This window comes from Pseudomonas sp. DWRC2-2, assembly GCF_049897885.1.
Lineage (GTDB): Bacteria > Pseudomonadota > Gammaproteobacteria > Pseudomonadales > Pseudomonadaceae > Aquipseudomonas > Aquipseudomonas azotoformans_A.
On record NZ_JAFCXD010000004.1, the window covers coordinates 454,512 to 466,856 of the forward strand.

Here is a 12,345-nt window from a genome sequence, read left to right on the forward strand (position 1 = left end):
TCTGCCAGACATCGGAGCTTGAAGACGCATGCCGCAGACAAAACACGCAATAACCGACGTACAGCCCCTGTTGCACGGCCATTTGCCGCAACTGGCGGCCCGTTCGCCGGACGCCCATAAAGGCCAGTTTGGCCACCTGTTGGTCATTGGCGGTGACCACGGCTTTGGCGGCGCCGCCTTGCTGAGCACCGAAAGTGCCTTGCGCAGTGGCGCGGGCATGGTGTCCCTGGCGACGCGCCCAGAACACGTGCCAGCCGCTTTGGCCCGCTTGCCGGAAGTCATGACCGTCGGCGTCAGCTCGGCCAACCAACTGATGGGCTTGTTGGAAAAGATCTCGGTCATTGTGATCGGGCCTGGGCTGGGTGAAGCGTCCTGGGGCAAAAGCCTGCTGTCCGTCGCCGCCAACGCCAAGCAGCCGCAAGTCTGGGATGCCGACGCCTTGAATCAGCTCGCCAATGGCGGCATCAGCTTGCCAGCCAACAGCGTGATCACCCCGCATCCGGGGGAGGCTGCGCGGTTGTTGGGCCTTTCGACAGCCGAGGTTCAGGCCGATCGTCTTAAGGTGGCGCGCGCGTTGACTCAGAAATTCAATGCAGTGGCTATCCTCAAGGGGGCTGGCAGTTTGATTGCCAGCCCGGACGGACGTGTTTCACGGTGTGACCAAGGCCATCCGGCGATGGCAACGGCGGGGCTCGGTGATGTCCTGGCCGGGCTGGTGGGCGCATTGCTTGCCCAGGGCATGCCGGCCTATGAGGCAAGCTGCCTGGCGGTTTGGTTGCATGCCACGGCGGGTGATCGCCAGGGCACTTTTGGTCGCGGCTTGGCTGCCAGCGACTTGATACCCGCCATTCGTCAATTGCTGGAGGAGCAATCGCCGTGTCTGAAGTAATCCTTTTCCTGGCCGATGAAGAGGCCATGGTTGCGTTTGGGCAACGCATTGCGCAGGTGACGGCGGGTGCGGGGCTGATCTTTCTGGAAGGTGACTTGGGGGCGGGCAAGACCACGCTATCCCGAGGGATTATCCGAGGGTTGGGCCATACAGCGGCAGTAAAAAGCCCTACGTTCACCCTGGTAGAACCCTACGAGATCGGCGCAGTGCGCGCCTTCCACTTTGACCTTTATCGTCTGGTGGACCCCGAAGAACTCGAATATATGGGGATCCGGGATTACTTCGATGAAGATGCGTTGTGCCTGATCGAGTGGCCAGATAAAGGCACAGGCTTTTTGCCAAAGCCTGACATGACCATTACCATTACGCCGCATGAGCATGGACGTCAGTTGAAGTTGTTGCCCCAGAGCGCGCGCGGCCAGTCGTGGTGCGCCGCTTTGGCATTGGAATTCAAATAATTGGTGGGGTTAGGTATGCGCTTTCGCGCGTTGGTTGCTGTCGTGGGGGTGTTGCTTGCGGCAATGACTGTCAATGCTCTGGCTGCTTCACAGGTGAAGAGTGTTCGCCTGTGGCGAGCGCCGGATAACACGCGACTGGTGTTCGACCTGTCTGGCCCGGTCCAGCACAGCGTCTTTACCCTGACGGCGCCTGATCGCCTGGTGATCGACATCAACGGCGCGACCCTGGCCGCGCCGTTGAAAGTCTCCACTGCCAATACCCCGATTACCGCCATGCGCTCGGCCCAGCGCACGCCGACTGATCTGCGTGTGGTGATCGACCTGAAAAAGGTCGTGACCCCGAAAAGCTTCTCCTTGGCGCCCAACGCCCAGTACGGCAACCGGTTGGTGGTCGACCTGTTCGACAATGCCGCCGATGCCAACCCGCCGCCTGCACCGCCGCCAAGCGTCGCGACTGTCCCGGCGGTGCCGGTCAACCCGTCGCAACCACAGGTCAAGCTGCCTCCGCCGCCACCGGCTCCCGCCGGCAAGCGTGACATTATCGTGGTGATCGACGCCGGTCACGGCGGCGAAGACCCCGGTGCCTCCGGCTCACGCGGCCAGCATGAAAAAGACGTGGTGCTGGCGATTGCCCGTGAACTGCAGCGCCAGATCAACGCGATGAAAGGCTACCGCGCTGAGCTGACCCGTACCGGCGACTACTTCATTCCGTTGCGCGGCCGTACCGAAATTGCCCGCAAGAAAGGTGCTGACCTGTTCGTGTCGATCCATGCCGACGCCGCGCCTTCTACCGCAGCCTTTGGCGCCTCGGTGTTTGCCCTGTCGGATCGCGGCGCGACGTCTGAGACCGCCCGCTGGCTGGCCGACAGTGAAAACCGTTCCGACTTGATCGGCGGGGCGGGTAACGTCTCCCTTGATGACAAAGACAAAATGCTCGCCGGCGTACTGCTCGACCTGTCGATGACCGCTTCGCTGACGTCCAGCTTGAACGTGGGCCAGAAGGTCCTGAGTAACATCGGCCGGGTCACCTCGCTGCACAAACAGCGCGTGGAACAAGCAGGATTCATGGTGTTGAAGTCGCCAGATATCCCATCGATCCTGGTGGAAACCGGGTTTATCTCCAACTCCAACGAGGCCTCGAAGCTGGCCAGCGCCAGCCATCAGCAAGCGCTGGCGCGCTCCATCAGCGCCGGTGTGCGCCAGTTCTTCCAGCAGAATCCGCCACCGGGCACCTACATCGCCTGGCTGCGTGACTCCGGGAAAATCGCCCAGGGCCCGCGCGACCATCGCGTGCAGCCCGGCGACACCCTGGCCATGCTGGCTGTGCGTTTCCAGGTGTCGGCCGCTACCTTGCGCAGCGCCAACAACCTGAAGACCGATGAATTGAAAGTCGGCCAGGTGTTGACCATCCCTGGTACCGAATTGGCGGCGCAGTAATGAGCGACTCGATCCTGGATAACGGCTCACGCATCGAACTGCTCAGCCCGCGCCTTGCCAACCAGATTGCGGCGGGCGAGGTGGTGGAGCGTCCGGCATCGGTGATCAAGGAGTTGCTGGAAAACAGCATCGACTCCGGCGCCAAGCGCATTGATGTCGACGTGGAGCAGGGCGGCGTCAAGCTGCTGCGCGTGCGGGATGATGGCAGCGGTATCTCGTCCGACGACCTGCCGCTGGCCCTGGCCCGTCACGCCACCAGCAAGATTCGCGACCTGGAAGACCTTGAGCGGGTGATGAGCCTGGGCTTTCGCGGTGAGGCGCTGGCGTCCATCAGCTCCGTGGCGCGCCTGACCCTGACGTCCCGTACCCGCAGCGCCGAGCAGGCCTGGCAGGTGGAAACCGAAGGTCGCGACATGGCGCCTCGGGTCCAGCCGGCAGCCCATCCCGTCGGTACGTCGGTGGAAGTGCGCGACCTGTTCTTCAACACCCCGGCGCGGCGCAAATTCCTCAAGGCCGAGAAAACCGAATTCGATCACCTGCAGGAAGTCATCAAGCGCCTGGCCCTGGCCCGCTTCGATGTGGCATTCCACCTGCGGCATAATGGCAAGACCATCCTCAGCCTGCACGAAGCCCACGATGACGCCGCGCGTGCTCGCCGGGTGTCAGCGATTTGCGGGCCGGGCTTCCTGGAGCAGGCGCTGCCGATTGAAATCGAGCGCAATGGCCTGCGCCTGTGGGGTTGGGTCGGTTTGCCGACCTTCTCCCGCAGCCAGGCGGACTTGCAGTACTTCTTTGTGAACGGCCGTGCGGTGCGCGACAAACTGGTGGCCCACGCGGTGCGCCAGGCCTATCGCGACGTGCTGTTCAACGGGCGTCACCCAACGTTTGTGTTGTTCTTTGAGGTCGACCCGTCGGTGGTGGACGTCAACGTGCACCCGACCAAGCACGAAGTGCGCTTCCGTGATGGGCGCATGGTGCATGATTTCCTGTACGGCACTCTGCACCGCACCCTGGGTGATGTGCGTCCGGATGATCAGCTGTCCGCGCCCATTGTGACCGCAGTGGTCCGCCCGAGTGGCCCGGAAGCTGGCGAGTTCGGCCCCCAGGGTGAAATGAGCCTGGCGGCCAACCTGCTGCAATCGCCGCAGTCGCAACCTGCCTATACCGCGCCGAATGCTGGCGCCGGCTCGGGTTATCAATACCAATACACGCCGCGCCCGCAGTCAGCAGTACCGGTAGCTGAGGCCCAGGCGGCCTATCGCGAGTTTTTCGCGCCGCTGCCGGGTGCCGAGCCGGGCGCGCCTGTGGCCTTGCCGGAAGGTGGCGGAGATATCCCGCCGCTGGGCTACGCGTTGGCGCAGCTCAAGGGTATCTACATCCTGGCGGAAAACGCCCACGGCCTGGTGCTGGTGGACATGCACGCCGCCCACGAGCGAATCATGTACGAACGCCTCAAAATCGCCATGGCCAGCGAAGGCCTCAGCGGCCAGCCGCTGCTGGTGCCGGAGTCCCTGGCCGTCAGTCAGCGTGAGGCCGATTGTGCCGAAGAACACCACGGTGTGTTCCAGAAGCTGGGCTTTGAATTGCAGCGTCTGGGCCCGGAAACCCTGGCCATCCGCCAGATTCCCGCGCTGCTCAAGCAGGCCGAGGCCAACCGCCTGGTCGCCGACGTGCTGGCGGACCTGATGGAATACGGCACCAGTGACCGTATCCAGGCGCACATCAACGAGTTGCTCGGCACCATGGCCTGCCACGGCGCCATCCGCGCCAATCGCCGCCTGGCCCTGCCGGAAATGAACGGTCTGCTGCGCGACATGGAAAACACCGAACGCAGCGGGCAATGCAACCATGGCCGACCGACCTGGACCCAGATGGGCCTGGACGATCTGGACAAACTGTTCTTGCGCGGCCGTTGATGAGTGCCTTGCCCCCCGCGATCTTCCTGATGGGCCCCACGGCCGCCGGCAAGACCGACCTGGCCATCGAGCTGACCAAGGTGCTGCCGTGCGAGCTGATCAGTGTCGACTCTGCCCTGGTTTACCGGGACATGGATATCGGCACGGCCAAGCCTTCCAAGGAGCTGTTGGCCCAATATCCGCATAAGCTGATTGACATCATCGACCCGTCAGAGAGCTATTCGGCGGCGGATTTCCGCACCGACGCCCTGGCGGCGATGGCCGACATTACTGCGCGGGGCAATATTCCGCTGCTGGTGGGCGGCACGATGCTCTATTACAAGGCTTTGCAGGAAGGCCTGGCGGATATGCCGCCGGCCGACGCCCAGGTGCGCGCCGAGCTTGAAGAAGAGGCTCTACGCCTTGGCTGGCAAGCCTTGCACGACCAGTTGGCCGCCGTGGACCCGGTGTCCGCCGCGCGCATTCACCCCAATGACCCCCAGCGCCTCACTCGCGCCCTGGAAGTCTGGCGCGTGAGCGGGCAGACCATGACTGAACATCGCCTGAAACAAAGTGCGCAAAGTGCTGATGCAGGCGCATCTGGCGCGTCACAATTGCCCTATACTGTGGCGAATCTGGCCATCGCTCCGGCAAATCGCCAGGTGCTGCATGATCGAATTGCACAAAGATTCACAATTATGTTGGAACAGGGGTTTGTGGACGAGGTCGTAGCTCTGCGTTCCAGAGGTGACCTGCATCCAGGGTTACCTTCGATACGTGCTGTAGGCTACCGCCAAGTCTGGGATCATCTGGATGGCAAGCTGACGTCAGCCGAAATGCAGGAGCGCGGCATCATTGCCACGCGCCAATTGGCGAAACGCCAGTTCACCTGGTTGCGCAGCTGGAGCGATTTGCACTGGCTGGACAGCCTGGACAGCGACAATCTGTCACGCGCCTTGAAATACTTGGGAACGGTCTCCATATTGAGCTGAGTCCTTGCAATTGCCGTCTATCCTTGGGGGTGTGACGGCCATAAGCTATCTATTTTCCGATTTTTATTATTGATCCTTAAAGGAGTGCGGCACATGTCAAAAGGGCATTCGCTACAAGACCCTTACTTGAATACTTTACGTAAAGAGAAAGTGGGGGTTTCCATCTACCTGGTCAACGGTATCAAGCTGCAAGGCACGATCGAGTCGTTCGACCAGTTCGTGATCCTGCTGAAAAACACCGTCAGCCAGATGGTCTACAAGCACGCTATCTCGACAGTCGTTCCTGTTCGTCCAATCCGTCTGCCTAGCGCAGCCGGTGATGAAGCAGCTGACGCTGAGCCAGGTAACGCCTGATAGGAGTCTCCTTTGTTCTTTGAGCGCCACGGTGGTGGTGAGCGGGTCATTCTCGTTCACTTGGATGGACAGGACCCTGAGGCGCGCGAAGATCCGCAGGAGTTTCAGGAGTTGGCAAATTCGGCCGGCGCCGAGACCGTTGCGTTTTTTAACGTGCCGCGTCATCGGCCAACCGCCAAATTCCTGATTGGCAGCGGCAAGGTCGAGGAACTGCGCGACCTGGTCCATGCCGAAGAAGCCGATCTGGTGATCTTCAATCACGTCCTCACGCCCAGTCAGGAACGTAACCTCGAACGTGTCTTCGAGTGTCGCGTGATCGACCGTACCGGTCTGATTCTCGATATTTTTGCCCAGCGCGCCCGTACCCATGAAGGCAAGCTCCAGGTTGAACTGGCCCAGCTTGACCACATGAGCACCCGCCTGGTCCGCGGCTGGACGCACCTTGAGCGTCAAGGTGGCGGCATCGGCATGCGCGGCCCGGGTGAAACCCAGCTCGAGACCGACCGGCGCCTGTTGCGGGTTCGCCTGCGCCAGATCAAGGGCCGCCTCGAGAAAGTGCGCAGCCAGCGTGAGCAATCGCGCCGTGGGCGTACCCGCGCGGATATCCCGACCGTGTCCCTGGTGGGATATACCAACGCCGGCAAATCCACACTCTTCAATAATGTGACGAAATCGGACGTGTACGCGGCCGACCAACTGTTCGCCACCCTCGACCCGACCCTGCGCCGTCTGGATCTGGACGACCTGGGGCCGATTGTCCTGGCCGACACCGTGGGTTTCATTCGTCACTTGCCGCACAAGCTGGTCGAGGCATTTCGGTCTACGCTCGAAGAGTCGAGCAATTCCGACCTGCTGTTGCACGTGATCGATGCGGCTGAACCGGATCGCATGTTGCAGATTGAACAGGTGATGCTGGTGCTGGGCGAGATTGGTGCCCAGGACTTGCCGATCCTCGAGGTCTATAACAAACTCGATTTGCTTGAAGGCGTTGAGCCACAAATCCAGCGCGATGAGAATGGCAAGCCCCAGCGGGTCTGGCTGTCGGCGCGTGATGGCAGTGGTCTTGAGTTGCTTGAACAGGCCATTGCCGAGTTGCTCGGCGGCGATTTGTTCGTTGGCACCTTGCGCTTGCCCCAGCGTTTTGCTCGACTGCGTGCACAGTTTTTCGAGTTGGGCGCGGTACAGAAAGAAGAACACGACGAAGAAGGTGTCAGCTTGCTGGCCGTTCGATTGCCGCGCTCGGAGCTCAATCGGCTGGTCAGCCGTGAGGGCGTTGTACCGACAGAGTTCATCGAACAACACACTTTGCAATAAAAGCCTCCTAAAGCGGTTGTGCCGCAGTGGCAGGCATTCTGTAGCATTGGTCGGCGCGCCGTGGGTGCGTCTTTGCTTTATCAGATGGAGAGCGCTATGGCTTGGAATGAGCCGGGTGGCAACTCGAATAATCAGGATCCTTGGGGTGGTAAACGCCGCAATAATGGCGACCGCAAGGGGCCACCAGATCTCGACGAGGCCTTCCGAAAGCTGCAGGAAAGCCTGAATGGGTTGTTCGGTGGTGGAAAAAAACGCGGTGGTGACGACGGCGGTCGCACAAGCAAGGGCGGCGGCTATGGCCTGCTGGGCCTGGGTCTTGTCGTGCTGGCGGCCGTATGGCTATACAGCGCCGTCTACGTGGTGGACGAGCAGGAGCAAGCCGTGGTGCTGCGCTTCGGCAAGTACTACGAGACAGTCGGCCCTGGCCTGAATATCTACTTCCCGCCGATCGACAAGAAGTACATGGAAAACGTCACGCGTGAGCGTGCCTACACCAAGCAGGGCCAGATGCTGACCGAAGACGAGAACATCGTCGAAGTGCCGCTGACCGTGCAGTACAAGATCAGCAACCTGCAGGACTTCGTGCTGAACGTTGATCAGCCGGAAATCAGCCTGCAACACGCTACCGAAAGTGCCCTGCGCCACGTCGTCGGTTCGACCGCGATGGACCAGGTGCTGACCGAAGGTCGTGAATTGATGGCCAGCGAGATCAAGGAGCGCCTGCAGCGGTTCCTCGATACCTATCGCACCGGTATCACCGTTACCCAGGTGAACGTACAGAGCGCAGCCGCACCGCGTGAAGTGCAGGAAGCCTTCGATGACGTGATCCGTGCCCGTGAAGACGAGCAGCGTTCGCGCAACCAGGCTGAAACCTACGCCAACGGCGTCGTGCCGGAAGCCCGTGGTCAGGCCCAGCGCATCCTCGAGGATGCCAACGGTTACCGCGACGAAGTGGTCTCCCGCGCCAAGGGTGAGGCGGATCGCTTTACCAAGCTGGTCGCCGAGTACCGCAAGGCGCCGGAAGTCACGCGTGAGCGTCTGTACCTGGACACCATGCAGGAAGTCTTCAGCAACACCAGCAAGGTTCTCGTGACCGGCAGCAAAGGTGGGCAGAACAACCTGCTGTACCTGCCGCTGGACAAGATGATCGAAGGTGGTCGTAGCAGCACCAGCGCACCGTCCACCGGTTCCAATGCCGCTGCCAACGAAGCGAGCGCCCGTGCGGCCGCTGACTTGCTGCAACAGCAAACACGTACCAGGGAGAGTCGTTGATGAGCAATAAATCGCTGACCGCCCTGATTGTGGGCGTCGTCGTGGTCATCGCTGCCTGGAACTGCTTCTACATCGTGGCTCAGACCGAGCGTGCGGTGCTGCTGCAATTCGGTCGCGTGGTTCAGGCGGATGTCCAGCCGGGCCTGCATGTGAAAGTCCCCTACGTCAACCAGGTGCGCAAGTTCGACGCCCGCCTGATGACCCTGGATGCACCGACACAGCGCTTCCTGACCCTGGAAAAGAAAGCCGTGATGGTTGACGCCTACGCCAAGTGGCGCGTCAAGGATGCCGAGCGCTTCTACACCGCGACCTCCGGCCTCAAGCAGATTGCTGACGAGCGTTTGTCGCGCCGTCTGGAGTCGGGCCTGCGTGACCAGTTTGGTAAGCGCACCCTGCACGAGGTGGTATCCGGTGAGCGTGACGCGCTGATGGCTGACATCACGCGTTCGCTGAACACGATGGCAGAGAAAGAACTGGGCATCGAAGTGGTTGATGTCCGGGTCAAGGCGATCGACCTGCCGAAGGAAGTGAACCGCAGCGTGTTCGAGCGTATGAGCACCGAGCGTGAGCGTGAAGCCCGTGAGCACCGCGCCAAGGGTAACGAGCTGGCAGAAGGTATCCGTGCGGATGCCGACCGTCAGCGCCGTGTACTGTTGGCCGAAGCTTATCGCGAGTCTGAAGAGGCCCGTGGTGATGGCGATGCTCAAGCCGCGGCGATCTATGCCAAGGCCTACGGCCAGGACCAGGAGTTCTACGCGTTCTACCGTAGCCTGCGCGCCTACCGTGAAAGCTTCGCGAACAAAACCGACGTCATGGTGCTGGACCCAAGCAGCGACTTCTTCCGCTACCTGGAAAAGTCCAAGTAACCAGCCTGTGATTCTGTAGGTTTCACTCCCGTCGGGCGGCTAAAACGCCTGGCGGGGTGATCCTTTCAGAAAACGGGTGTATGATGCGGCAGCCGGGAAATTCCCGGCTTTTTTGCGTCTGCATGTTTGATTCGGCAGGCGTGACAGGTTTTTCGAGGAAAGTGCCCGACGAGGCCGATTACAGGCCGTTCGTCACGTCGCTCTTGCGCGTGGTTTATGCAGGGGGCGGGTATTTTCTGCTTCACTCAAGGCTCGGCCGAGGGCTGGCCGCCCGGATCAAAGGGGAATGGCGTAATGGCAACGGTAGACCGCTGGCTGCTGCCAGATGGCATCGAAGAAGTACTGCCACCAGAAGCTGCGCGCATCGAAGTAGCGCGTCGCCAGGTGTTGGATCTGTTCCAGAGCTGGGGTTACGAGTTTGTCGTGACCCCCCATATCGAGTACCTGGAATCCCTGCTGACCGGCGCGGGCCAGGACCTGGATCTGCGCACCTTCAAGGTCATCGACCCGCAATCGGGCCGGCAAATGGGTTTCCGTGCCGACATCACGCCGCAAGTGGCGCGCATCGATGCGCACACCCTGCGTCGCGAAGGTCCGAGCCGCCTGTGCTACGCCGGCAGCGTGCTGCATGCACAGCCGCGTGCGTTGTCGTCGTCCCGCAGCCCGATCCAGCTGGGCGCCGAGTTGTACGGCGATGCGAGCCCGAGCAGCGACGTTGAAGTGATCAGCCTGATGCTGGCCATGCTGCAACTGGCTGATGTGCCGGATGTCCACATGGACCTGGGCCACGTCGGTATCTACCGTGGCCTGGCCCGTGCGGCCGGTTTGTCCGGTGAAGTGGAACAACAGCTGTTCGATGCCCTGCAACGCAAGGCCATCGACGAAGTGATTGCCCTGACCGCTGGCGTGCCTGCCGACCTGGCTGACATGCTGCGTGCACTGGTCAACCTGTGCGGCGGTCGTGAAGTGCTGGTGGCTGCGCGTGAGCGCCTGGCCAAGGCGCCGGCGCCGGTCCTGGCTGCACTGAACGACGTACTGGCGATTGCCGAGCAGTTGTCGGCGCGCTTCCCGGAGCTGCCGCTGTACTTTGATCTGGGTGAGCTGCGCGGCTACCACTACCACACTGGTGTGGTGTTCGCCGTCTTTGTACCGGGCGTTGGCCAAGCCATCGCCCAAGGTGGTCGTTATGACGATATCGGCGCTGACTTCGGTCGTGCGCGTCCGGCCACTGGATTCTCCACCGATTTGAAAACCCTGGTGACCCTGGGGCGTGCTGAGGTCGAGCTGCCGTCTGGTGGCATCTGGATGCCCGACAGTACGGACGCAGCACTCTGGCAGCAGGTTTGCCAGTTGCGCAGTGAGGGTCAGCGTGTCGTCCAGGCTTTGCCTGGGCAGCCATTGGCCGCCGCCCGTGAAGCGGACTGCGACCGGCAATTGATTCTGCAGAACGGGCTTTGGCAAGTATCGCCACTGGCTTCTTGAGTTTTCCTGCCGGCCATCGCCGGCACCAAGTTTGCGCGAATGAGGACAAGTGTTATGGGTAAGAATGTCGTAGTCCTGGGCACCCAATGGGGTGATGAGGGCAAAGGCAAGATCGTTGATCTGCTGACCGAACATGCTGCCGCCGTAGTGCGCTACCAAGGTGGTCACAACGCTGGCCACACCCTGGTCATCGATGGCGAAAAAACCGTCTTGCACCTGATCCCGTCGGGCGTTCTGCGCGAAGGCGTGCAGTGCCTGATCGGCAACGGCGTGGTGGTTGCACCTGACGCCCTGCTGCGTGAGATCACCAAGCTGGAAGAGAAAGGCGTACCGGTGCGCGAGCGCCTGCGTATCAGCCCGTCCTGCCCGCTGATCCTGTCCTTCCACGTTGCGCTGGACCAGGCCCGTGAAAAGGCCCGTGGCGAGCTGAAGATCGGTACCACCGGTCGCGGCATCGGCCCAGCGTACGAAGACAAGGTTGCACGCCGTGGCCTGCGTGTGGGCGACCTGCTCAACATGCCGCGCTTTGAAGACAAGCTGCGTGAATTGGTGGATTACCACAACTTCATGCTGGTCGGTTACTACAAAGAGCCAGCCATCGAGTTCGAGAAAACCCTGGCCGAGTGCAAGGAATACGCTGAGCTGCTCAAGCCGCTGATGCTGGACGTGACCGCCGAGCTGCACGACCTGCGTCGCGCTGGCAAAGACATCATGTTCGAAGGCGCCCAAGGCTCCCTGCTGGACATCGACCACGGCACCTACCCGTACGTGACCAGCTCCAACACCACCGCGGGTGGCGTTGCGACCGGTTCCGGCGTTGGCCCGATGTTCCTGGACTACATCCTGGGCATCACCAAGGCTTACACCACTCGCGTAGGTTCGGGTCCGTTCCCGACTGAGCTGTTCGACGACGTCGGCGCTCACCTGGCCAAGCAAGGTCACGAATTCGGCGCGACCACCGGCCGTGCTCGTCGTTGTGGCTGGTTCGACGCCGTTATCCTGCGTCGCGCTATCGATGTGAACAGCATCTCGGGCATCTGCCTGACCAAGCTGGACGTACTCGACGGCCTGGAAACCATCAACATCTGCATCGGCTACAAAGATGCCGAAGGCAAGGACGTTGCTCCCACCGACGCCGACAGCTACGTGGGCCTGCAGCCTGTGTACGAAGAAGTGCCGGGATGGACCGAATCGACCGTGGGCGCCAAGACCCTGGAAGAGCTGCCGGCTAACGCCCGTGCCTACATCAAACGTGTCGAAGAGCTGATCGGTGCGCCGATTGACATTATTTCGACAGGTCCGGACCGCAACGAAACCATCGTTCTGCGTCACCCGTTCGCTTAATAAGCTGTTGATGTAAAAAGCAAAGGGCTCCTTCGGGAGCCC

11 protein-coding genes are annotated in these 12,345 nt (G+C 61.3%); all 11 read left to right on the forward strand.

What is annotated here, in order from left to right; all coding sequences use genetic code 11:
* Positions 1-28 precede the first annotated feature (28 nt).
* The 11 genes from ACP7EW_RS20900 to ACP7EW_RS20950 all read left to right on the forward strand — a co-directional run bounded on the left by ACP7EW_RS20900 (position 29) and on the right by ACP7EW_RS20950 (position 12,303).
* Positions 29-889 (forward strand): NAD(P)H-hydrate dehydratase, encoded by an 861-nt coding sequence (locus ACP7EW_RS20900; protein WP_426219387.1) that lies wholly within the window; start codon positions 29-31, stop codon positions 887-889.
* Positions 877-1,347: a tRNA (adenosine(37)-N6)-threonylcarbamoyltransferase complex ATPase subunit type 1 TsaE gene (gene tsaE / locus ACP7EW_RS20905; protein WP_426219389.1), complete on the forward strand. Its 471-nt coding sequence runs from the start codon at positions 877-879 to the stop codon at positions 1,345-1,347. Before ACP7EW_RS20900 ends, tsaE begins: the two co-directional genes overlap by 13 nt.
* 15 nt (positions 1,348-1,362) lie before the next feature.
* Positions 1,363-2,784, forward strand: coding sequence for an N-acetylmuramoyl-L-alanine amidase (locus ACP7EW_RS20910; protein WP_033898464.1), 1,422 nt, complete (start codon positions 1,363-1,365; stop codon positions 2,782-2,784).
* The gene (gene mutL / locus ACP7EW_RS20915) at positions 2,784-4,700 is read left to right on the forward strand and encodes a DNA mismatch repair endonuclease MutL (RefSeq protein WP_426219392.1); all 1,917 of its coding nucleotides are present in this window, start codon (positions 2,784-2,786) and stop codon (positions 4,698-4,700) included. Before ACP7EW_RS20910 ends, mutL begins: the two co-directional genes overlap by 1 nt.
* Positions 4,700-5,671, forward strand: coding sequence for a tRNA (adenosine(37)-N6)-dimethylallyltransferase MiaA (gene miaA, locus ACP7EW_RS20920; protein WP_314524886.1), 972 nt, complete (start codon positions 4,700-4,702; stop codon positions 5,669-5,671). Before mutL ends, miaA begins: the two co-directional genes overlap by 1 nt.
* Positions 5,672-5,764: 93 nt before the next feature.
* On the forward strand, positions 5,765-6,025 hold the full coding sequence (hfq, locus tag ACP7EW_RS20925) for an RNA chaperone Hfq (RefSeq protein ID WP_016976904.1): 261 nt from the start codon (positions 5,765-5,767) through the stop codon (positions 6,023-6,025).
* 12 nt (positions 6,026-6,037) lie between these two features.
* Positions 6,038-7,339 (forward strand): ribosome rescue GTPase HflX, encoded by a 1,302-nt coding sequence (gene hflX, locus ACP7EW_RS20930; protein ID WP_016976905.1) that lies wholly within the window; start codon positions 6,038-6,040, stop codon positions 7,337-7,339.
* 96 nt (positions 7,340-7,435) lie between these two features.
* Positions 7,436-8,611, forward strand: a complete 1,176-nt coding sequence (gene hflK / locus ACP7EW_RS20935; RefSeq protein WP_028615515.1) for an FtsH protease activity modulator HflK — start codon at positions 7,436-7,438, stop codon at positions 8,609-8,611.
* Positions 8,611-9,477 carry a protease modulator HflC gene (gene hflC, locus ACP7EW_RS20940; protein WP_010213607.1) on the forward strand — a complete coding sequence of 289 codons (867 nt, stop codon included), beginning with the start codon at positions 8,611-8,613 and terminating at the stop codon, positions 9,475-9,477. Before hflK ends, hflC begins: the two co-directional genes overlap by 1 nt.
* 294 nt (positions 9,478-9,771) lie before the next feature.
* Positions 9,772-10,959 (forward strand): ATP phosphoribosyltransferase regulatory subunit, encoded by a 1,188-nt coding sequence (locus ACP7EW_RS20945; protein ID WP_426219395.1) that lies wholly within the window; start codon positions 9,772-9,774, stop codon positions 10,957-10,959.
* Positions 10,960-11,013: 54 nt separating this feature from the next.
* Positions 11,014-12,303, forward strand: coding sequence for an adenylosuccinate synthase (locus ACP7EW_RS20950; RefSeq protein WP_003217505.1), 1,290 nt, complete (start codon positions 11,014-11,016; stop codon positions 12,301-12,303).
* Positions 12,304-12,345 lie beyond the last annotated feature (42 nt).